The sequence below is a fragment of the Prevotella sp. kh1p2 genome (assembly GCF_900111525.1).
Taxonomy (GTDB): domain Bacteria; phylum Bacteroidota; class Bacteroidia; order Bacteroidales; family Bacteroidaceae; genus Prevotella.
In genome coordinates this window covers 1-22,345 of record NZ_FOHY01000002.1, presented here as the reverse complement: position 1 = coordinate 22,345, position 22,345 = coordinate 1, and the positions used below count along the sequence as shown (strand labels likewise).

18 protein-coding genes are annotated in these 22,345 nt (G+C 42.2%); 10 read left to right on the top strand and 8 right to left on the bottom strand.

What is annotated here, in order from left to right:
- Positions 1 to 20 precede the first annotated feature (20 nt).
- The 10 genes from BMW31_RS01545 (at position 21) to tatC (ending at position 13,885) form a co-directional block, all read left to right on the top strand.
- Positions 21 to 1,772, top strand: coding sequence for a RagB/SusD family nutrient uptake outer membrane protein (locus BMW31_RS01545; RefSeq protein ID WP_091820251.1), 1,752 nt, complete (start codon positions 21 to 23; stop codon positions 1,770 to 1,772).
- A 42-nt stretch (positions 1,773 to 1,814) separates the two neighbouring features.
- On the top strand, positions 1,815 to 2,687 hold the full coding sequence (locus BMW31_RS01540) for a hypothetical protein (protein ID WP_091820248.1): 873 nt from the start codon (positions 1,815 to 1,817) through the stop codon (positions 2,685 to 2,687).
- A 106-nt stretch (positions 2,688 to 2,793) separates the two neighbouring features.
- Positions 2,794 to 4,023: a T9SS type A sorting domain-containing protein gene (locus tag BMW31_RS01535; RefSeq protein WP_091820247.1), complete on the top strand. Its 1,230-nt coding sequence runs from the start codon at positions 2,794 to 2,796 to the stop codon at positions 4,021 to 4,023.
- Positions 4,024 to 4,054: 31 nt separating this feature from the next.
- Entirely contained in the window at positions 4,055 to 5,392 is a 1,338-nt protein-coding gene (locus BMW31_RS01530) for a Gfo/Idh/MocA family oxidoreductase (RefSeq protein ID WP_091820246.1), read from the top strand.
- A gap of 178 nt (positions 5,393 to 5,570) precedes the next feature.
- The gene (locus BMW31_RS01525) at positions 5,571 to 7,814 is read left to right on the top strand and encodes a S9 family peptidase (protein ID WP_091820244.1); all 2,244 of its coding nucleotides are present in this window, start codon (positions 5,571 to 5,573) and stop codon (positions 7,812 to 7,814) included.
- Positions 7,815 to 7,824: 10 nt separating this feature from the next.
- The gene (locus tag BMW31_RS01520) at positions 7,825 to 10,032 is read left to right on the top strand and encodes an alpha-galactosidase (protein ID WP_091820242.1); all 2,208 of its coding nucleotides are present in this window, start codon (positions 7,825 to 7,827) and stop codon (positions 10,030 to 10,032) included.
- A gap of 66 nt (positions 10,033 to 10,098) precedes the next feature.
- On the top strand, positions 10,099 to 11,328 hold the full coding sequence (locus BMW31_RS01515; RefSeq protein ID WP_091820240.1) for a Gfo/Idh/MocA family protein: 1,230 nt from the start codon (positions 10,099 to 10,101) through the stop codon (positions 11,326 to 11,328).
- A gap of 42 nt (positions 11,329 to 11,370) precedes the next feature.
- The gene (locus tag BMW31_RS01510) at positions 11,371 to 12,831 is read left to right on the top strand and encodes an amidohydrolase (RefSeq protein WP_091820238.1); all 1,461 of its coding nucleotides are present in this window, start codon (positions 11,371 to 11,373) and stop codon (positions 12,829 to 12,831) included.
- A gap of 51 nt (positions 12,832 to 12,882) precedes the next feature.
- Complete coding sequence (locus BMW31_RS01505; RefSeq protein WP_091820236.1) at positions 12,883 to 13,095, top strand: Sec-independent protein translocase subunit TatA/TatB; 213 nt, start codon at positions 12,883 to 12,885, stop codon at positions 13,093 to 13,095.
- Positions 13,076 to 13,885 carry a twin-arginine translocase subunit TatC gene (tatC, locus tag BMW31_RS01500; RefSeq protein WP_091820233.1) on the top strand — a complete coding sequence of 270 codons (810 nt, stop codon included), beginning with the start codon at positions 13,076 to 13,078 and terminating at the stop codon, positions 13,883 to 13,885. The genes BMW31_RS01505 and tatC overlap by 20 nt, the downstream gene beginning before the upstream one ends.
- Before the next feature lie 58 nt (positions 13,886 to 13,943).
- On the opposite strand, the gene BMW31_RS01495 is transcribed toward tatC, so the two are convergent.
- The 8 genes from BMW31_RS01495 to BMW31_RS01455 all read right to left on the bottom strand — a co-directional run.
- Entirely contained in the window at positions 13,944 to 15,365 is a 1,422-nt protein-coding gene (locus tag BMW31_RS01495; RefSeq protein WP_091820230.1) for a recombinase, read from the bottom strand.
- A 255-nt stretch (positions 15,366 to 15,620) separates the two neighbouring features.
- Entirely contained in the window at positions 15,621 to 16,340 is a 720-nt protein-coding gene (locus BMW31_RS01490) for a DUF6371 domain-containing protein (protein WP_091820227.1), read from the bottom strand.
- A 27-nt stretch (positions 16,341 to 16,367) separates the two neighbouring features.
- Complete coding sequence (locus BMW31_RS01485; RefSeq protein ID WP_091820225.1) at positions 16,368 to 17,348, bottom strand: AAA family ATPase; 981 nt, start codon at positions 17,346 to 17,348, stop codon at positions 16,368 to 16,370.
- Between the two features lies 1 nt (position 17,349).
- Positions 17,350 to 17,646 carry a helix-turn-helix domain-containing protein gene (locus BMW31_RS01480; RefSeq protein WP_091820222.1) on the bottom strand — a complete coding sequence of 99 codons (297 nt, stop codon included), beginning with the start codon at positions 17,644 to 17,646 and terminating at the stop codon, positions 17,350 to 17,352.
- Between the two features lie 193 nt (positions 17,647 to 17,839).
- Positions 17,840 to 18,670 (bottom strand): DUF6043 family protein, encoded by an 831-nt coding sequence (locus BMW31_RS01475; protein WP_091820698.1) that lies wholly within the window; start codon positions 18,668 to 18,670, stop codon positions 17,840 to 17,842.
- A 7-nt stretch (positions 18,671 to 18,677) separates the two neighbouring features.
- Positions 18,678 to 19,931 (bottom strand): ATP-binding protein, encoded by a 1,254-nt coding sequence (locus BMW31_RS01470; RefSeq protein WP_091820218.1) that lies wholly within the window; start codon positions 19,929 to 19,931, stop codon positions 18,678 to 18,680.
- 123 nt (positions 19,932 to 20,054) lie between these two features.
- On the bottom strand, positions 20,055 to 21,533 hold the full coding sequence (locus tag BMW31_RS01465; RefSeq protein ID WP_091820214.1) for a tyrosine-type recombinase/integrase: 1,479 nt from the start codon (positions 21,531 to 21,533) through the stop codon (positions 20,055 to 20,057).
- 592 nt (positions 21,534 to 22,125) lie between these two features.
- The coding region (locus BMW31_RS01455; protein WP_177166247.1) for an ATP-binding protein at positions 22,126 to 22,345 on the bottom strand (220 nt) is incomplete at its 5' end.

Sequence of the window (22,345 nt, the reverse complement as noted above, 5' to 3'; positions counted from 1 at the left end):
CAACCTAATAATAAACAACAATGAAGAGAATAATAAAGCTGTTAGGACTCATGATCATGGCTCTGCTGGTTTCTTCATGCAATGAGGATATGCTGGACATAGCTCCTTATGGAGTTGTGGATGGAAATGTGTTGGCAAACAGACAGGGTATAGATCAACTGTTAATTGGTTGCTATGCAACCCTTGACGGGAAAGCCTCGGAGGATAATTATGTATGGAATAACTTCTGGGCTTCTGACGATGCTCGCATGGGATCGAATGCTGGCGTAAGTGCTTTTGACGCATTCTTGATAGATCCGACCTATGGTGAGATTGCTACACGGTGGAAAACACTGTATGGATTCATTAATCGTTGCAACTCTGTACTTGAAGTTTTACCAAAGGCGACAGATATGAGTGATACGGAAAAGGCTGTCGCCGCTGCACAAGCGCGGTTTATTCGGGCATATACATATTTCTGGTTGGCCGTGATATGGAAAAATGTACCCTGGATTGATGAAACGATCAGCTATGGTGAGAAGAATTACTTCGTTTCAAATATGGCAACAGACATCTATGGCAAGATAGAAGAGGATTTAATCTATGCCGCGGACTACCTGCCGGAGACATGGAGTGAGGTGGGGCGTATCAACAAATGGGCTGCTAAGTGTATGTTGGCTAAGACTTATATGTTTCAAAAGAAGTTCAGTGAGGCAAAGACAATTCTGGACGATGTAATCGCTAATGGCAAAACTTCTAAGGGATTGAAATATCAGCTGCTTCCCAAGTACCGGGATAATTTTCGTACGGCAACCAAAAATGGTTCAGAGGCAGTGTTTGAAGTTCAAATGGCTGTAAACGACGGCACGAGTAACGGCGTAAATGGAAATCCGATGAGTTTCCAGAATGGAACCTATGACGGACTCGCCAACAAAGGATATGGATGGTATCAGCCTACTTTTGATCTGGTAGACGCATTTCAAACAGACGAGACAACGGGCCTTCCATTGTTGGATAACTATTATGAGACTCCAATTAAGAATGATTATGGCATAGCCTCGACGACAAGATTCACACCATATACAGGAACCTTGGATCCGCGCTTGGATTGGTGTGTGGGTAGACGAGGTCTCCCCTATCTGGATTGGGGCAATCACCCCGGGAAGTCTTGGATAAGGAATCAAAATAATGGAGGCCCTTATAGCAGTATCAAGCATGCTGCGGAAAAGGCTACAGTATCGTCTGATCGCCAGGGCACGAATTATACGAATGTACCTTATGATGCTATTCGTTTTGCCGATGTTCTGTTATGGGCTGCAGAGTGTGAGGTTGAAGTGGGCAGTCTGGAGAAGGCAGAGGAATATGTGAATTTGATCCGCCAGAGGGCTTCAAATCCAGATGGGTTCGTAAGAAAATATTCTAATGGAACTTTCTTAAGCAGTTATGCCGCCAACTATAAGATTGGACTTTACACAGGACAGTTTGCAGCGAATGGCAAATCATATGCCCGCAAGGCGGTTAGATTTGAAAGAAGACTAGAGTTGGCAATGGAGCACCATCGCTATTTCGACCTGTTGAGATATGATGGTAATGATTTCGATTTGGAATCGTATATGGATACATTCATGAAGCGTGAAGGTGCCCGATTAACAAACAGTCCGAACAACCTCTACTTGCAGGGTGATTTTGTTCGCGGGAAGAATGAGCTATACCCCATTCCGCAAGTGGAAATAGACCGAAGCATCAGGCCTGACGGAACACTGGCCTTAGTGCAAAACCCAGGCTATGATTAAAAAACTTTGAAATCGCAATAGTGTCACTTAAATTAAAAAAATATGAAAACAAAGAAAAATTTTATATGTGTTATCACATTATGCACCTTAGTGCTTGCCTCGTGTGGAGGTGACGGAGATGACCCCATGGTGATCCCAACTCCATCTGCACCCACAACGCCGATAAGTGGCGATATTGATATTAATTTCTCATTTGACTATGTCAATAGCAAAGATTCACGCCCGTTGATGCAAAGTAATTCTTTCTCTCAACAGCAGAAAGATAGTCTGCAGACGGCATTCACTCAGGAAATGGGAAAGGTGAATGGAAAAAGAAGCAAGGTGGTTACGGCCGCAACTTTTCTGGTGTCTTTGAAATGTAGGGTTCCTTATGGGCACGAATGGAAAGTAACAGATACACATGACTATGACTATGTAGGTCGATACACTAAGAAAGGGCTCTTCTTGAATGAGTTCGTGGAAAACGGATCAACGCATAAGCCATGGGGGGAGATGATTCCGACACATCCAAGATACCCACGCCAAAATATTAAGAATCTTGGAGATGAATACGAGAATGGCTTGCATTGCTCGTCCTATATAGGCTGGTGCTTGTTTAATGGCAATGCCGTAACAGATGTGGCGTTATTAGAAAAGACTTATGCAAATGACTATAGGACTTTCCCGAGCACGAAGGAACTAGCTCTCAAAGGAAATGTAGACTTAATCAGGGTGGGAGATTTAATTGGTTTTCCTGGGCACATCGCTATCGTAATTGGTATCAAAGGAGATCTTGTCGTCTATGCGAGTGCAGAAGGTGGGTCTGCCTATCCGGGAAAGGGAATTTCATGGCTGACTTTCAATAAGAAAACTATAGATTTTGATAAGTTCACATACAAGTATTTCATTCAGATGAATAAGGTGTATGGTGACTGATAATGGAGAGGGGTGCGGTTCCAGATACGGCCCCCCGCCATTTAGAAAATTAACACGAGAAAAATCCTATAATTCAATTTATACTATCTATCTAAAAACTATAATTATGGAAAATAATACTCTACTTCTATCTATGGTTCTGCTTGTTGCAATGCCTGGACAAGCTCAGCAATATGTGAATCCTTTGGAGCGTTGGGCTCAATATAATGTTGGTGAATTGAATACTTTTACTACGGGAGATGAAGATATAACTCGAGGAAATTACTATCAGTTTGGTCGTAATGTAGCCTTAGCTAGCGAAGGTGAGGTCCTTTATTGGGCTAATCAAGGTGGTCCTTATGAGGATGGTTCACCACAAAACTACAGAGTGTGGCATATTCATTTGCTTAACAACTTCAATGGTGCAGGTAATTGGTGTACTGGAGGGTTGGCAGCCGAGAAATGGGAAGATGTGGTAGCAAGAACCGTTGCTAATGGTGCCCCTCCTGCTGGAACTTTCGAGGGGTATGATTACACGGTTGATGGTTATGTGGGTAATAATGGCGGATCGCCAGCACCAAAAGGGTGGCACTTACCATCACTTGCAGAAGCAAAATCCCTGATAGCCTTTAAAATTACATATGGAGAAGTGAATGAATCAGACTTTACGGAAACGGATGTTGACATCCTTGGTAATGGGCAGAAACAAAACTACAAGTCTGATTACCGGTCTGTTGATCAGCTTACAGTTGTAGCTCTACGATTTAAGGGAACCCCTTATGAAACGGCCTATTATTATAGTTTTCATAATGCCGAAGGCTTAGAGATAAACACCTTTGAGATCCGTGCAAAACCATCAAATGGTGCAACTATTGATCAAATAAAGGCTTGGACGATAGGAGATTGGGGTGATGCCGTCGTTCGGTATTTCCCGACTACAGGTCTCCGGAGAACTGGCGATCGTCTCGTTGTTATGGACTCACAAGCCTTTTATTGGGTGGGAGAAGCTAGTGATGCAAACAAGGCTCATACGATAACATTTAATGATACCCGTGTACTCATCAGCAACACTCACATCAAAAGCAATGCCTATGCTCTTCGCTGTGTCAGGGATTATGAAGGACCGGCCACAAATATTGTTGACCAGAATGCAGAAGAACTGTTTGTTGGTCAGGAGAATGGAAATCTGGTAGTATCTAAACATTCTTTGGTAAGAAACGCAGTCTATGTTTATTCGCCAGCAGGTACTATTATATATCAAGCACGAGCTAATAGTAATAAGCTATCGGTGCAACTCCCCAAAGGTATCTATTTGGTGAAAGTCGGTAATATCTCCAAGAAGGTCATTATAAAATAATTTTCAGACATCAAGTACAAATCACTATATTATGAACAAAAAATTAAATCGTAGAGATTTTTTAAAGACTGCAGCCTTTGCTGGAACCGCATTGGCATTTAATCCGCAGTTTGCTTTCAGTAGAAACATAGCAACTCCTACGCGCAAGGAAAGATTGTCTATCGGTGTAATTGGTGTCGGAATGAGAGGCCGCCATCTGATGAATCTAGCCTCTCGAGAAGAGAATGTCGTTATAACAGCTATATGCGATGTAAGTCAGTCGGCAATAGATCTGGCACAAGGAATCTTAGAGAAAGGAGGACATAAAAAAGCTGTGGCTTATACGGGGAGCGATTATGCTTATAGAGATCTGTTAAACAGGAAAGACATAGACGGAGTCATCATCGCTGCGAATTGGGATTGGCATGTCCCAATGACTATAGACGCAATGCGTGCAAAGAAATATGTTGGATTAGAGGTTCCGGCAGCGATGACAATGGAGGATTGTTGGAAGTTGGTAGAGGTTTATGAAGAGACCCATACCAATGTGATGTTCTTGGAAAACTGCTGTTATGATAGAGAATGCATGGCAATCCTGCAGATGTTGAGAGACGGCATGTTTGGTATTCCTATGCATGCCACTTGTGGTTATCGACATTCCGCATGGGGAAGTGAGAAATGGTTAAAACCGGTTAATACAACAACCAAAATCGAACATTTCGTGAAGTATTCAGCACTGCGCAACGCAGACCAATACCCAACGCATGGAATAGGCCCTGTTGCCAACTGGTTCAATATTAACAGGGGCAACAGATTCTTATATTTGACCTCGACGGCTACGAAGCCACAAGCAATCAATGAGTTTGCCAGACAACATAATAATCCTAATGCTAATTACAAATTCAAGCAAGGGGATGTCGTAACGACAGTGATCAAGACAATCAAGGATGAAACTATTGTTGTCAACTATGACAATTATCTTCCACGCCCCTACTCAAGAGATTATTCTCTTCAAGGAACAAATGGCATATGGAGTGGTCTGTATTTAGGGCGAGGTATCTATTTCGAAGGTAAATCACCGAAAGACAAGTGGGAAAAAGAGAAGGAGTATGATGCCTATATGGAAAAGTATGACCACCCTTTGTGGAAAGATTTTTATGCAAAGGCTCAGAATGCAGGTCATGGCGGAATTGACTACTTCACGATTAAAGAATATATTAGAAGCGTAAGGGAGAGTGCGTATCCACCAATTGATATTTACGATGCAGTTACATGGAGTTCGATAATTCCTCTCTCTGAGGCATCATTAGCCAAAGGAAGTACTCCAGAGTTCTTCCCTGATTTTACAAAAGAAAGATGGAAAACGCGTAAACCCATGTTTGGATTGTAATAAAAAAAGTTTAAAAAATCACATATTGGATAGAAGGGAAAGATTACCAGTAGTTGTCAGCTGCTTGTTGAGATAGCAATAGCAGCATCAACTTTGGTAATCTCCTTTGTCCAGTTTTGTGGATGTCTACTACTTTTGTAGTACGATAAATCTATCTTTTTATCTGTATTAACATTTTATGAAACTATATTATCAATATCGCATGTTTATGCTTATTGGGGGAGTATTGTCTTTCAATTCTCCATCTGCTGCACAAAAAAAATGGACGATAGATGATATCTTACATACAGAGCGGATAGTTTCCGCAACGATATCTCCCGATGGCAATTATGTGTTTTATCAGACTGGCTATACTGCTGACGGGTATTATCCTGTAAAGCCGTCGCATTTTTATGCGATTAATATAGAGAAAAGAAAGTCGATAGAGTTAGAAATGCACTCTGCTGTTAGTTCGCCAAATCCTAATGCTCGTTTCATCCAATGGTCGCCAGATTCTAAATATATAGCTTATTTAGCTCCGCTATCCAATTCGGAAAAGAAATGTCAGCTTTGGCTAATAGCACCACAGGGTGGAAAGCCAAAGAGGATAACTAATTCTGACAATAATATAACTGTTTATTCGTGGGCTCCTGATGGATCCAAGATTCTATATGTAACAGATTTGTCTATTTCTAAGGAAGAGTATTACTATAAGAGAGAATGGGGAGAGGTACTGTCCCCAGAAGAAAGAACATGGACGCGTAAAAAGATTGTCTGGGTAAAGAATCTGTCGACTGGCTTAGTTAGCCAGTTGACAGATAGTATAGTACTAATGGGAACTCCTCAATGGTCACACGATAGTAGGGAAATAGCTTATATCAGTGAAGGAAGTGATGGAATACCCCATCTCTATAAAAAGGGTATAGAGCAAAAAGCGCGTGCGCATATCATTAGCAATCTTGGGGATAGTGTAAGATTCTTTGCATGGGCTCCGAATAATAATACGATAGCCTATATTTGTTCTGGTATAGAGCAAGCTGCTTATGTAAATTATCATGAGAGTACTCCTTTCTTACCGGCAAATATTTGGCTCTATTCTCCAGGAGAAAAAAACAAAAAACTCACAGAACAAGCTTTTCCGCAACTTGCCAGTCTTATTTGGGCAAATAATGGAAAGCAGCTTGTCTTTATTGCCCGTTCCCCAGAAACGGCTGTGTCGAAAGAGTATAATCGGTATATGCAATTATATATGTATATTATTTCTGTCGTTGATGGCAAGTCAAAAACCATAGCGGATGGAATGGACTTTTTTCGGGGAGGTGAGAATATTACATGGTCAAAAGATGATAAGCAAATTTGGTTTGTCAATGGAGAGGGTGTTGGATATAATTTATTTAGGGTAGATGTGGGAAATGGGAAGGTCTCTCATGTTACCTGTGGAAAAGACTGCAATAATATTGCCAGCTTTGATAAAAAAATCACAAAAGTTTCTTTTATCCGGCAAAATGTTAATTTAAAACCTGATGTTTATGTTTCGGAACTTTGTCGGTGGAACCCTCGTAAGATAACAGACATCAATCCAGGGGTAGAGCAGTATGCAAATGAACATGGAGAGATTATATCATATTCCTGTGAAGGGTGGAATATAGAAGCCCTGTTGATTAAACCGCCAGGTTTTAACCCCAAGAAAAAATATCCACTCATTGTTGTGGTACACGGAGGTCCCAACTGGCATAAATTAAATGACTGGCAACCAGATTGGGAACAATACCCCTTGAAGGCTTTTTCCGCAGCAGGATATGTTCTTTTGTTCCCAAATTTCCGTGGTAGTGCCAATTATGGCCCAGATTTTATCAAAACGACACATTATGATTTGGGGGGACAAGATTATAGGGATGTTATGAGAGGAGTAGATTATCTCATTAGTCAAAATTATATAGATGAAACCAAAATGGGAATTTGCGGTTGGAGCTATGGTGGCTTCTTGACACCATCTATCATCACAAAGACAAATAGATTCAAAGCTGCTCAATTTGGTGCAGGACTGCCAAGTATAGAAGCCATGTATGGCAATTTATGGACAGTAGAAAGAATCCTCCATAAGGCATTTGAAGATTATCCGTGGGATAATGGGGCGATGCATTTGCAATATTCACCTTTATATCATACAAATAAAGTAACAACTCCAACTTTAATCCAGCATGGGGATAAAGATCCTCGTTGTCCAGTCAGCGGTGCAGTTTTATTCTATAAAGCCTTGAAATCATACGGGATACCAACGGTTTTGGAAATATATCCGAGGATGGGACATAGTATTACTGATCCTGTGCTTTATAGGCGGATTCTTACAAAAAATCTGGAGTGGTTTAATAAATGGTTAAAGGAAGACACAACAACATCATTTGAAAGAATATATCCAAGGAATCAGAAGCAAAGTAAATAAGAAAAAAACTATGAAATCAAAGATTTTTTTAATAATGCTACTATGTTCCATCTTTGGAGTAGTTGCTCCCGCCCAAACATCTGATGATAGTTTGCTTATTTTAAATACGAATGATTTATCTTTAATATTTGAAGTTAATAAAGAAGGGACTCTTCTGCATCGTTATTTTGGACAACGAATATCTACATCTTCATTTTTTTTATCAAAAGAAATATATAGAGTACCCGATTATGGAACTCCAAATGAGGCTTATTCCACTATGGGAGGCAAGAACTTTAGAGAGCCTGCGTTGAGAGTTACTCATTATGATGGCGATCTAAATACAGAATTGTATTACGAAAAATCAAAGAGAGTTATTAAAAAAGAACAGGGAATAGAGGAGATGACTATCTTAATGAGAGATAGAAAACATCTTCTCGAGGTGAGACTTGTTTATCAAGCTTATCAAAAGGAAAATGTTTATGCGATGTCGTCCGAGATAATTAATAATGAAAAAGGCAACATTGTCTTACATAGTTTTTATTCGTTTTATCTCCCTGTTGAAGCTAATAAATATTTTCTTACTCATTTTTATGGAACGCCTACTGCAGAAATGTCTATGAATCAGATAAGGCTGAGTCATGGGATAAAAAGCATAGAAACAAAGAAAGGTATCCGGACGACACATGGCGAGAATCCGTCATTCCTGATTTCATTAGATCATTCAATATCGGAAGATTATGGAGAAGTGATAGGAGGAGCCTTGGCCTGGAGTGGAAATTTTAAATTAAACTTTGAGTTGGATGAGTTTAATGTACTAAATATCTCTGCAGGAATTAATCCGTATGCGTCAGAGTATCATCTGAAGAAAGGGCAACGATTTCAAACGCCAATGATGATATTTACTTATAGTAATAATGGGGCAGGCAATATTAGTAGGCATATACATGACTGGGCAAGGCGAGATGGCCTGTATATGCCAGACCAAATCCGCCCCATCGTCCTGAATAGCTGGGAAGGGGTTTATTTTGACTTTACGGAAGCTAAATTGAAAGAGATGATTGATGGGGCCTCGAATTTGGGCATAGAAATCTTTGTCCTTGACGATGGATGGTTTGGTAATAAGTATCCCCGCAATAATGCAAAGATGGGGTTGGGGGACTGGCAGGTTAACAAAGAAAAACTTCCTAATGGTCTTGATAATTTGGCAGAATATGCTGCAACCAAGGGAATGAAATTCGGAATCTGGATAGAGCCGGAGATGGTCAACCCAGAAAGTGAGTTGGCTAAGCTGCACCCTGATTGGATTGTAAAGGCGCAAGGACGCAGTATTCCTACTCGTAGGAACCAGTGGGTTCTTGATGTGTCGAATCCGGCAGTTCAAGACTTCATCTTTCATACATTTGATACTGTACTCAGTCAATCAAAAAATATCTCATATGTGAAATGGGATGCTAACAGGCATCTTGAGTCTATAGGCTCCTCGTATATGGATGCAAACAGCCAGTCTCATTTTTTCATAGACTATATAAAGGGGCTCTATCGTGTTTATGATCGTATTCGTAAGAAATATCCAGAAGTGATGATTCAGTTATGTGCCTCTGGTGGCGGCAGGGTTGAATATGGTGCTTTAAGGTATCATCAGGATTTCTGGACAAGCGACAATACCGATGCATTTAGCAGGGCATTTATCCAATATGGCACAAATTTTATCTACCCAGCTATAGCTACAGGAGCGCATTTCTCTCATGTTCCTAATCGCCATACCAAAAGAATTATTCCTGCAAAATTTCGTATGGACATGGCAATGACAGGACGCCTGGGGTTTGAAATGAAGCTTTCTGATCTTACTAATGAAGAAACGGAGATGTTGAAAAAGTCAATTCGAGAGTATAAACAAATTAGAGATATCATCCAGTTTGGCGACTTGTATAGAATATCCTCACCATATAGCGAATCAGGCATCTATTCATTGATGTATGTATCCAAGGATAAAAAACGGGCAGTTTTCTATATGTTCTCACTAAAGTACAATGGCCCCATGTTTTATAATAATTTGAAATTGAGAGGTTTGGATGAAAGAAAGTCTTATACGGTTAAAGAACTGAATAATTCCTCTCCAATGTTCTGGGCAGAGGGGGAAACTATTTCAGGTGAGTTCCTTGTAAAAGCTGGCCTAAATCCAAATCTACAGAATGTTTATCAGAGCATGGTTTTATATTTAGAGTCTGTGAACTGACAAAAGATTTTGTAAAAGAGCTTTTCGCAGAGAAGAATTATAACTCAAATAACTATATAAATTACAATGGATAATCAGGTTTCTCATAGAACCCCTCATGCCCTGTTGCTCCAGTGTGCTCCGATTCCCATAGTCAGAATTGCATTCATAGGACTTGGGCATCGCGGCAAGCAGTCTTTGGAGAATTATATGCATCTTAACGGGGTCGATATTAGAGTAATATGCGATTTACATCAGGAAAATAGAGACGAAGCAAAGCAGACCTTAGAGGCTCACCATAAGGCGATACCTGATGAATATGGTTGTGCGGATGACTGGAAAGAGATATGTTTGCGTAACGATATTGATTTGGTATATATTTGCACGAACATCAAGATGCATGCCGAGATAGCTATTTATGCAATGGAGCATGGTAAACATGTTGCTTGTGAGGTGCCTATTGCAAACACAATAGAAGAGTGTTGGCGGGTCGTGGACACAGCAGAAAAGTGTAGGCGACATTGTATTATGCTTGAGAATTGTTGTTATGAAAGATTTGAGATGGCAGCCTTAAACCTTTGTTCAAAAGGAATTATCGGTGAAGTAACTCACGCAGAAGGTAGTTATATCCATGATTTACGGAAAATTAATTTTGCGAAGCGCCCTGATTATGTAGACCACTGGTTGACAACAGGTAATCCTTACCCCACTCACGGCTTAGGTCCCCTGTGTCAAGCCATGAATATCCACCGTGGAGATCGGCTGTCTTGGCTGGTTTCCGTTTCCAACGAGCAGTTTAATTATCCAGAAGTTGAGGGTCGAAACATAATCGATGAATGCCAATTAGGCAACATGAATACAACAATCATCAGAACCCTAAAGGGAAAAACAATTGTCGTCCAGCATGATATTTCCAGTCCTCGCCCTTATAACAGGCGATATCTGTTGAGCGGAACGAAAGGTTTTGTAGAGAAAGGTGAACAGGGGAGGATGGAATATTTTGTTGACTGTTGGGGGGAAATAAATGTGCAGGACGAGTTTTTTGCTAAGTATGAACACCCTTTTTACAGGTCTAATGGCGAATTGGCGCAACGGATTGGAGCTCATGAGGGAATGGATTTTATGATGGACTATCGTCTGATTCATTGCTTACAACAGGGTCTGCCTTTAGATATGGATGTTTATGATGCGGTAGAATGGTCGTCTTTGGTGGAATTGACGAGCCTTTCTATACAACGAGGAAATATTCCTGTGGAAATCCCCGACTTTACTCGTGGTGCATGGAATGTACTGCCTCGGCTCATGTTCGCCCCCTAAAAATATTAGCTAATTAAACAAAACAAATTTAATATCATTCAAATGAAAAGTCGATATATATTATTCCTCTTATGTCTATGCAGCTTCCCTTTGCAAACTTATTCGCAAAATAGAACTTCCATCTTAAAAAATGTTGCCATACAACATTTAGATCTTTCATTCGAGCTATATGATCGGTTACAGAAAACAATATGGAGAAATGCAGAATTAGGTTTCTTGGAAGTAAAGAGTTCCGAACTCCTACAGCAACATTTGAAAGAGAATGGCTTCAAAATTGAGTCTGGGGTGGCGGGTATTCCTACTGCCTTTGTCGCAACATACGGTTCTGGTGGTCCTGTTATTGGCATTTTGGCAGAATTCGATGCCTTGCCAGGCTTGTCTCAAGATACGGTGAGTTTTCGTAAACCATTGGTGGAGGGTGGTGGTGGACACGGTTGTGGACATAATGTGTTCGGCATCGGCTCTATGGCAGGAGCAATAGCAATCAAGCATTGGCTTGCCCAAACCAGATGTCAAGGAACAATCAAACTTTTTGGCACTCCGGCGGAAGAAGGAGGGGGCGGCAAGGTTTATATGGCTCGTGAAGGAGTATTTAATAATGTAGATGTAATGCTTGATTGGCATCCTGGTACCAATAATTTTGTTAATGTAGGTAGCGGCACCGCAGTATTAATGGTTGATTATACTTTTAAGGGGATTGCTGCCCATGCAGCCAATAATCCAGAAAAGGGGCGTTCTGCTCTGGATGCCGTGGAAGCGATGGACTTTATGGTAAACATGATGCGTGAACATGTTCTGCCATCTACACGCATTCATTATGTGATACAAGATGGTGGGGAAGCACCTAATGTGGTTCCTACCTCTGCCAAGGTTTCTTATTATATCCGAAGCCCTAGACGAGATGTCCTAAGAAGTATAGCAGAATGGGTAGACCAGGCTGCTGAAGGTGCTGCAAAAGGAACACAAACCCAAGTGAAAAAGGAAATTATCTGTGGCTTTTATGAGAAACTTGATAACAGAGCTCTTTCGAAAATAGTACAGAAAAATCTTGAAATTGTCGGCGGGGTAATCTATGATGCTCGTGAACAACATTTTGCCGAAGAAATTGCGAAGGTTTCTGGACAAGATCCAACTAATATCTGTCAAGTAAAAGAGGTGTTGCCGCTCGTTGAAGAAACTCTCTCTACATGGAGTGGTTCTACAGATGTCGGAGATGTGAGTTGGAATGTCCCCACGACTACTTTCCGCACATCGGTCTTTGTTCCTGGAACCTCGTTACATAGTTGGCAAAATGTAGCGGTCTGCGGTACAACGATTGGTACAAAGGCACTTCTCAATGCGGCTAAAGTGTTTTCGCTCACGGCAATAGACCTTTATTCCAACCCAAAGCTAATACAGAATATTCGAAACGAGTTTGAAAAGAAACGCGGCAAGAATTTCAAATATACTCCTCTCTTAGGCGACAGAGCTCCAGCTTTGGATTATCGCGTTGCCAGGAAATAGCATTTTCAAGGATTTGAAGGATTTTTATAAAACATTTAAAATATAGACGCAATGAATAGTTTGCTTTTAATTGGTGGTATTGGACTACAGGAAATACTATTGATAACTTTCGTAGTACTACTTTTGTTCGGTGGCAAGAAAATCCCTGAACTTATGAAAGGCATGGGTAAGGGCATTCGTTCTTTCAAGGATGGGCTGAACGATATGGAAAAGGGTTTAGAGGATTCTGATACAACTGAAGCCGATGGAACAGAAACCCATTGAGCTGACCTTTTGGGAGCATCTTGACGACCTGAGATCCGTCTTGATTCGGATTTTGGTTGCAACAGCAATATGTGGATTCGTGGCCTTCTTACTTAAAGATCAGATATTTGTGATTGTTCTTGCGCCCAAAGATGACGGATTTATTACCTATCAGTTACTTAATCATGTAAGCCGATTTGTGTCAGGAGCGGACCCAGCTCCCTTCTTGGTTAAGTTGGTTAATACGAACTTGACGGAACAGTTTATGGTGCATATTCAGATAGCAGTGTGGTTTGGGATCGTATGTGCTTTACCTTATATACTTTACCAGATATTCCTTTTTGTTTCTCCAGCTTTATATGGAAATGAACGGCGATATGCGTTGAAAATGATATCCTGTAGTTATATTATGTTCATGGTCGGGATATTGATTAGTTATTTCTTAATATTTCCGCTGACATTCCGTTTTTTAGGAACCTACCAAGTAAGCAACAAAGTTGAGAGCTTTATTTCTATTAAGTCTTATATAGACACGCTCTTGTTGTTAAGCTTTGCAATGGGTTTTGTTTTTGAAATGCCAATTCTTTCTTTGCTCTTAGCTCGTTTAGGAGTTGTTTCATCTGGTATTTTAAAGAAATACAGGAAAAAGGCAGCCGTGGTAATTTTGGTTATATCTGCCACTATTACACCAACCTCTGATGTTTTTACATTATTGCTGGTTGCACTTCCTATGTTTGTTTTATATGAAGTGAGTATTCTTGTTATCAGAGCTCCCGAGAACTATGAACAACCAGTCTTACATGTGCGTTAGCGCCGGCAAACATCGTAACTTAGATATACTGCGCGAGTTCGGGATAATTTTATTTATTTTACAACCTTCTCCCGTGGCGTGGACTTGCTATTCTCTCCTCTTGCCTTTGCAACATTCTTTGGTATGCGGGAAAGTCATTTTCAACATTCTGCACCTCCTGCCTCCCCTTGGTGTATTCGTTTTCGGTGAGGAATGGCCGGGAAAGCGTTATCAGCGTATCGGCTGCCTCCCGCCTGTCAGAACCCGTATCAAGAAACTCGTTGACGGCACAGGCTTGCTCGTATGTGAACCGTCTGGCAATCGGCTTTTTGGCAAAGTCGATGACGGCTTTCAGAGCCTTGCGACATACAGAGTCCAATAACTCTATAGCCTTCTGAAAAGCGGATATAAGATTGGCTATGATGCAATTCTTCTGCGAGAGAGCCGTCTCATACGATTTCTTATCGCTTTGCGACTTCTTCAGCAACCTGTTGTAACTTTGGATGAGTTTGTTGTATTCATCCAAACGCAACTCCGCAATCTGCCTTTCCCTTTCACAGGCCTTTTCAAGTTCAGCCGTCCGCTCTGCCACTCCTTGCGCTATCTTCTCGGACAGCAATGCCACCTGCTGTTTCATGGCCATGTTCTCCGCTTCCAACTGGGCGTACTTGCCTTTGCCTGCAAGATTGGCCAAACCCGACAGGATGGCGCTGCCGTTCTCCCGATTGGCTTTCGCCTGCTTCTCATGAATTTCCTTATCCAACTTTTCACAGGCGAGAGCTTTCTGCTCGTGTTCCTTTGCCAGCTTCTCCGCTTGTTTCTTGCTTTCCTCCAACTCACGTTTCTGTTTGGCCACGATATAATCATTCCGTTCAAGATGCTGCTTGTTGGTTTCGGACTTGGACACGCCTCGCTCCATGCCCAATGCTTCTGCTGCCAAATCCTGAAGTACACTGATGTCATCAGCGTCCAGTTTGTAGGATTTGCCTGTCTCGTGGTTCATCCAGTCCCAGATGACATGGGCGTGATAGTTAGACTTCCATGTGGATGTGTCATTCGGATCAAGACAATGCCCCTCGTCGCGATGGAGATGTATCTGTATGGCGGTGATACCGAAACGCTGCCGGCAAAGGTCGGCGAAATGACGCAGCTGTTCCATGGTGGTGTCTGCCTTGCACACCACGACGCCCTCACGCAAGGGAGTACAGCCGGCAATCTTGGTTACCTTGCCTGTCTTCTTGTTGATTCGCTCCCGTTCCTTGGTCTGCATAGCCCTGCCTGTCTTTTCCTTTACCATTCTGCTAATGGCATCATAATACTGCCGTAAGGTCATACCGCCTTGCAGTTCCGATGTCCACGATTGATTCTCTGGTATCAGGTCTTTCCTGATATAAAGTTTCTCTGCATTGATGTGGTCAAGATATGCCTTTGTCCGTTGATTGTGCGCCTCACTTTGCCCAATATTGCAGGGTTTGATGTGTACCGATGTCATTTGTGTCATAATAAAAGAGAATTAAATGATTGTTGGTTTTTCTTTTCATAGGGTTCTTAGGGAAACTCCCTAAGCGGAGAGTCCAGAGAGAGGGTCACGCTCTGGTCAGGGGCCTTGGGGGCAGATGCCCATGAGTGGAGGGTGCAGGGGGAGAGTCATCCCCGCCGGTTCTCCAAGGCTGGCCTTGGGCCCACAACTACGAAAGCGCAGCGGGTAGTTATAGTGGGCTATAACAAGGGCAGAGCCCTGTTCTTCCCCCCGAGTTCAAGGACTGCCACGACCTCTTATTGTATCGATAAGGTATCGGTTAATGTCCCGATGGACAAAGCCACAGTCCACCTTGAATTGTTTGCCAAACTTCTCCGACCAATAATCACTACTCATGTCGTCAGGGAAAAGAACCACTCGCTTGCCAGCCAGTTTACTCATCATTCCTTTGGTGAGATTGCAGCCCTCGCCAACCGCCAGCCAGTCAACGGACGGTTCCGCCAGCGTACCCAGCAAGGCCGTCTTTTCTTCTGTAACAATGGCGACAGGCTTGTTTGAAAGCAGATGCTCGCCAAAGAATACCTCATCATCCGTGTAATAGTCGAAGCAGTACCAGCTATAAAGATGCTTTACTAAGGGCTCTCTTTTTAGAACCGCCCCACTCACCGTATCAATGTACTGCACACTTCCTCCTACAATCTTGTTATTTCGGTTAATCCGAGGCAGCACCGTGCCATAGTGTCCGTTCACAAGTTTGGTGACGGCACCAAGATGAAATCCCATCACAAAGCGATCAATGGCCGACAACAGCCTGGAATCATAACCAGCCATCTTATCCAGATAATCCGTAAGGGAGGAATAATGGCATCCTATATCCTGTCTGGGTATCTCTATCAACATCCGATCATTGGGCGCGGCCTTGCTCGCCGACATTCCCTTCAAGTCCTGATTTTCCATGTCTGCCATGCGTTTTATGCAGTTTATGCACTTATGCATATTGCATAAACTGCATAAAGTGAATAATCAGCCTTTCAGAAGCCTTGACACCTTGCTCTGGGTGATACCGCATTCCTTGGCTATGTCCTGCTGCTTCATGCCCTGCGAGGACAAATCCCTGACCCTTGATTTCAGCTCCTCACGCCCGCTGGTAGATGTCGTTTCCAGATGGGCGGCCTCCGTGTCATAGCCACGAAAGGTAAAGCAAAGATTGCCGTCCTTGTTCTTGGCCCGCTCATACAGAGCCACATTGTCGGCATCGAGCACAACTTCGCCGTTGCGCCACTTGCACTGCTTCACATAGACCAGCGACTTGTCACGGCTTGACCGTCCCAGCCCCACGGCATCGTCTATCAGCTGATTGAGTTTTGCGGAGCCCTGTATGGCCGACAGGGAAAGAGGGACCGAACCGGAGAACATCTTGGGCACATGGTTGAGGACGACCAGCGTCCAGTTATACTTCCGTTTCAAGGCGTTCAGCGAGGCCATGAGCGAGCCCGCGTCAGAGCTTTTGTCGAGCGACTGGCTGAGGGCGGTAATGTTGTCGATGAACACCACTTCCGCAAGATTCGCCACGGCTGCTTTTTCTATTCCCTTCAATACATCATCAACGAGATTGTCCCTGTCCATCTCCGCACGGAAGAAGGTGGGAGGAAAGTTCGGAACCTCGTACCGCAGGGCCAGCTGACGCAGCGTCATTTCAAAGTCGGCATAGAGCACGCGCTTCCCCTGTGCGGCAATATCCCTTGCCACCTGCATGGCGAAGATGGTCTTGCCGATACCCGACTGTCCGAAGATGATGCAGAGATCACCTTCGAGGACAATGTTGGGATAGAGGACTACAAGAGGCGGCAACAATTTGGCCGCTTTCAGGCAGTCGTTCATGGCCGCCACATGAAAGCCACCGGCATCAACAGCTCCCTGTTCCTGCAACTGCTGAAAAGAGGAAAGGATATAATCCACCTCTGGCGGTTTGGAGATGTTCTTGCTAAGTTCTGCCATGGTCATACTACCTGCTTACAGAATCAGAAGAAAGTCCATTTGCTATCAGTGCGTCCACTTCCTGCTTGGAATACAGGTTGCGCCTTCCAATCTTATGGACATGGATGACGCCACGTTTCTCCATGCGCCACAATGTGGTATAGGTAATGTGCAGACGGGCGCACAGCTCGTCACGGGTGTAATACTCGGTGGATTCTACCGGGGTTGGCTCTTTCAGCAGATTCTTGCCCACCATTGTCTCCAATACTTCTGCAATGGCCTCCTTGAGGTCTTCCTTTTGCAGCATGATGAAATTTCCTTGCATGTTTCTTGGTTTTAAAAGTTTGCTGCAAAAGTATCATGGAATTACATGGCATTATGCCCATATAGGTATCACATGATGCCTATATGGGTATATGTGTATCCTTCCCAAATGGGATTGGTATGCTTGTATAGTAAGGAAAATGGATAAAAAAGCCCATGCAAGATTGGCTTACACGGGCTATGGGTTTCTTCTTTTAGCGGAATATAGATTCCACAATTTCATGGTCAATGGGCAGCTTACCCGTCTTGTTGGTATAGGTGTTCTTGTAATTGGCCAGCCCGGAAACACCGAACAAGGTTTCAAAAGGCTTCCAATATGTTTTCTTCTTGCCGTCCTGCTCCGCTTTGGATAGCTTCAAATGTTCACAGGCACAATCAGCGAAATAGGCCAACAGGGAGTTTGTCTTTTGCCAGTGATATTCATTATCACATAACCCCAACGAAATTGCCTTGTCAAGAATCTGTCTGGCAGCTTCCGTTTGAAGTTCGGCTGGGATTTGTTTAACTTTTCTTTCTGTTACTGCGCCATCTTCGTCATCTTCCGAAATTTCAATGCCAAAGAATTTGTCCCAATCATGCTGTGTCTTAATTCCATTTTGGACGCTGGTCTCAACCAATTGCTGCTGTAAATCGGAATAGGAGTTCTTCTCCAATCGTTCACGGGCTTCATCAGTCTTGACGATGATTTTTGAGACAGTCGTTTCGTACAGATTGCCATAAAATAGCCAGTACTTTAATGTATTCCTTATCCTGTTTGGACGAAGAAAATTCATGTTCCCCTCACTGAGCAGAAATACTATCGCTGTTACAATAGTATCACCAACTCTCGTGTAATTGTTGGAAAACAGAAAGGGGAAGTTCCTCTGGCTCACAATATGTTCCAGTTCCAATGATTTGGCAGTATAGGCATAGAGGTGCATCACCGCCTCAAGCGACTGCTTCTTCAGGTCATTGATGATGCGGTCTGCAGGTACCTTGTTGGCTTGGTACCATATCAGCAAATCTCCTTTATGTTCTGCTCCCATAATCAAGTTATAGTTTTAAGCTATCCTTATTCAACAGAAAATCGAGCAAGCCTATGGTTACGATTCCTTGTTCGTCCCGTTTAGGCTTAATATCATCTTTCACGACGATAATTTTCTTGAAGGAGTCATTGATAAATGAAAAAGAAGTCTTTTCCTGACGCTCCTTTTCAATGTTGGGCATGGCAAAAGCAGACTGAATATAGTACCTGTTGCTTCCCTCATTCACCACGAAATCAACCTCGTATTGCTTGCGGATGCTCTTCCCGTCAATTTTTCGCTTAACATCTACCATGCCGACATCTACATTATAACCTCTCGTTCGCAACTCATTATAGAGAACATTCTCCATAATATGATTTTCTTCTTGTTGACGGAAATTCAAAATGGAATTTCTTACCCCCAAATCACAAAAATAATATTTGGACAAGGAGCCAATGTATTTACGTCCCTTGATATCATAACGTTCTGCTTCTTCTATCAGAAAGGAGTCTTTTAGGTAGGAAATGTACTTTACTACTGTGGGATAGGACAAATCAACATTCTCTTTACTTTTAAAGGTATTGGTCAATTTGTTCGGATTGCAGGATGAACCTATAAAAGAAGACAGCATCTTTGCCAATTCCTGAAACTCATGTTCCTTAATTTCATGCCGTTCTTTTATATCCGTCAAGTATGTTTTGCGATAAACATTATATAGGTAGTCGCTTTTCTTCTTATCACCTACTAAGGTCAATACGTGAGGTAATCCACCGTAGGTATAATAGTCTTTCCATGCCCCTTGCTTATCCCCGCCTACGGCTGCATAATACTCATGGAAAGAGAATGGATACATGTGTATTTCATCGCTTCTATCCCGAAACTCTGTAACTATGTCATTAGAGAGGAAATGAGAATTGCTGCCTGTTACATAGACATCCACATTCTCAATATGCAACAAGCTGTTTAGAACATCCATAAACTCATCTACCATCTGTATTTCATCCATAAGTATAAAATACAACTGGTTATCCTTGACTTGCTGGCGAATATATGCCAACAAAACGTCAGGGTTTCTTAGCTTTTGATTGATGCGGTCATCCAAAGCAATAGAGATAATGTGATCAGCAGGTATGTTCTGTTTCATCAAATAATCACGAAAAAGAACTTGTAAAAGTGTGGACTTGCCACACCTTCGCATACCTGTGATTACTTTAATAAAACCATTTTCTCGTCCGTCAATCAACTGTTTCAAATAGACATCTCTGGGAATTGTTGTTCTCATATTTTAATTTTCTGCCCCATGGGGCACTTTTTTAATGGCAAAGATACATTATTTATTTTAAAACAAGACATACGATTTGAAAAAAGTGCCACCTGTGGCATATTTTTCAAATCAACTCGTTCGTTACAAAGATGCAAGCAATTCTTTTCTATCCTTTTCGCTCATATTCTTCAATAGTTCCAAGACCATTTGCTTATCAGTAGCTTTGTTTTGTCTTTCTTCGTTCAAAAGGTACCAATTATATTCCAACATCTTATCCAAAGGATAGGCACCAATATAGTTGGATGTTATATCTCCATTGCCACTGTGTCCCATACTATCACTAATATATTTGTATGGTACTAGACCAGAATTATTCAGATTGGTGGCGAAACTATGTCGAGCCCAAGTAGATGATGGTCGCTGTTCCATGCCAAGAAGTTCTGCAACCTTTGCCATGTGCTCACGAATATAGCGGTTATATCGTTGGATAACCCACACTTCTTGGTCTGGGGTTATCCATTCGCTCATAATCGGGAACACTCGCTTATCAAGTTTAGGCTCGTTGCCATACTTGTCTATTATCTTTTGCAGTTCTGGGGTAATAGGGAAGATTACCTCACTGGCACTCTCGTTTCTGTCTCTCGTCTTATGACGCAGGAAGCGGAGTTGCTTACCACGAGTGGCAAAATACCAACTGTCATAAGTAAGTCGCAAGGTGTCTGCCAAATTTTGCCCATCACCAAGATACATAAATAGGAACAGCCCTAAATCACGAAAGACAGCGTGTTTCTCTTTTGGAAAGAATAACTCCTTGCCTGTTTCGTCTTTGGCTTCGTCTCTTTCCCAAAAGTCATAAAGCATTTTCATGGTAGGAACATCAATGAACTCATGCTTGCGACTACACACCTTATTGTAGCCCGTGTCTTTGAACATTTCTTTGGTACTTCCTTTAATCAAGCCACGGTCAATGCAGATATTTACAATGGTGCGGAATGTACGCAATGATATTCCAATGGATGTTGTGCTAAGACTATTCTTCTTCATTACTTTTACCCAATCCAGAATAAAGTTATGACTTATATCACTTAAAGCCACATCTTTTCCCATATCTCGTACAAACCTCTTTAATATATCCTCACTGCACCGAGCTGTTCCTGCCTTGCCCTCATCACGCTTTGACGCAATAAAAGATTCCCAGATTGAGTAAATGGAACTATCATCTTCCCTCCTCCCTTGGTGTATCTGTTTTACCTTTTGTAAACTGAATGTGTTTTCTTCAATTAGATGGTTCACGATTAAAGCAACTTTATCCATCTGCGCCTTCAACTCTTTACGCTCTATTGCCCTTTTGTTACGGGCTTGCTTCTCACATTCACAAAGATTCATCCAATCTTCTTTTGTGAATTTCTTGCCTATACGCAGATAAATACTTTTCCCGCCATAGGCAACACGAACGGCAACAGGGAACATATCACCATCTATAGAACGCCTTGTGTCCAAAGTCAGTGTACCATAGACTTGCCCATTAGAGGAATTAAACTTATCGAGGCTCGTGTCACCTCTACTCGTGTAACCTCTACTTTCATTTTTCGTCTTTTGCGTGAAATTCACTGTCTTCATAAATGCAATAAATCCTTTATTTACTAGTATTTCAGAAAGAAAAGCGTGAAATTCACGTGAAATTCAAATCTGAAAACTGCTGCAAATTTACGATATTTCTTGGAATATACAAATAATATAACTCATTTATTTTCAAGCATTTGTAATTATTTGTAATTTTATGGAATATATACCAAATAGCCTCATAATCTGGAGGTCCCAGGTTCAAGCCCTGGCTGGTCCACACTGGAAATCAAGGAGTTACATCAAAAATGCAACTCCTTTTTCTTTGTTTTGCGAACAATTTGCGAACAAAATTGCATTTCGCGAACCCCAATATAATCTTTCTGCAATAATTGGTTCACACATTTTGTTCGCAAATCTCATTATTTTTGTTCGCAAACCATTTTTCGGCATATTATTCAGTAATATCAGTAATACGAGTAAGCTTTCTGATGAAACTCTCAATTATCCTTTTGTAACAACCCAGTGACCTGTGGAAAAGCCGAGCGCGTTTGACCCCCGAGGGCAAAGCGACGTTGCCCCCTGAAAACTTTTTTATTTTGCCCCCTCTAAAGTCCTGACTGGCGGGGTCATTTTTATTTTGCCCTGTTTACTTCTTAGCCTTCATCTTGCGGATGCTTTCGCCGAAGAGTTCGATGCGGTGTGATGAGTGTACGATCCTGTCAAGCACGGCATCGGCGACAGCCTGGTCACCGATGGCATCATACCAGTTTTCCACAGGGAGTTGAGAGGCCATGACGATTGACTTCCTGTCATGGCGGTCTTCGATGATTTCCAAAAGGATGGGGCGCTCCTTGGCGTCCAGCGGT

Coding starts and splice junctions, on each gene's coding strand:
- BMW31_RS01490 (WP_091820227.1), bottom strand. CDS start 16,340: ATGCATAAGTGCATAAACTGCATAAAACGCATGGCAGACATGGAAAAT.
- BMW31_RS01485 (WP_091820225.1), bottom strand. CDS start 17,348: ATGACCATGGCAGAACTTAGCAAGAACATCTCCAAACCGCCAGAGGTG.
- BMW31_RS01530 (WP_091820246.1), top strand. CDS start 4,055: ATGAACAAAAAATTAAATCGTAGAGATTTTTTAAAGACTGCAGCCTTT.
- BMW31_RS01470 (WP_091820218.1), bottom strand. CDS start 19,931: ATGAGAACAACAATTCCCAGAGATGTCTATTTGAAACAGTTGATTGAC.
- BMW31_RS01495 (WP_091820230.1), bottom strand. CDS start 15,365: ATGACACAAATGACATCGGTACACATCAAACCCTGCAATATTGGGCAA.
- BMW31_RS01525 (WP_091820244.1), top strand. CDS start 5,571: ATGAAACTATATTATCAATATCGCATGTTTATGCTTATTGGGGGAGTA.
- BMW31_RS01535 (WP_091820247.1), top strand. CDS start 2,794: ATGGAAAATAATACTCTACTTCTATCTATGGTTCTGCTTGTTGCAATG.
- BMW31_RS01505 (WP_091820236.1), top strand. CDS start 12,883: ATGAATAGTTTGCTTTTAATTGGTGGTATTGGACTACAGGAAATACTA.
- BMW31_RS01545 (WP_091820251.1), top strand. CDS start 21: ATGAAGAGAATAATAAAGCTGTTAGGACTCATGATCATGGCTCTGCTG.
- BMW31_RS01465 (WP_091820214.1), bottom strand. CDS start 21,533: ATGAAGACAGTGAATTTCACGCAAAAGACGAAAAATGAAAGTAGAGGT.
- tatC (WP_091820233.1), top strand. CDS start 13,076: ATGGAACAGAAACCCATTGAGCTGACCTTTTGGGAGCATCTTGACGAC.
- BMW31_RS01480 (WP_091820222.1), bottom strand. CDS start 17,646: ATGCAAGGAAATTTCATCATGCTGCAAAAGGAAGACCTCAAGGAGGCC.
- BMW31_RS01540 (WP_091820248.1), top strand. CDS start 1,815: ATGAAAACAAAGAAAAATTTTATATGTGTTATCACATTATGCACCTTA.
- BMW31_RS01515 (WP_091820240.1), top strand. CDS start 10,099: ATGGATAATCAGGTTTCTCATAGAACCCCTCATGCCCTGTTGCTCCAG.
- BMW31_RS01475 (WP_091820698.1), bottom strand. CDS start 18,670: ATGGGAGCAGAACATAAAGGAGATTTGCTGATATGGTACCAAGCCAAC.
- BMW31_RS01520 (WP_091820242.1), top strand. CDS start 7,825: ATGAAATCAAAGATTTTTTTAATAATGCTACTATGTTCCATCTTTGGA.
- BMW31_RS01510 (WP_091820238.1), top strand. CDS start 11,371: ATGAAAAGTCGATATATATTATTCCTCTTATGTCTATGCAGCTTCCCT.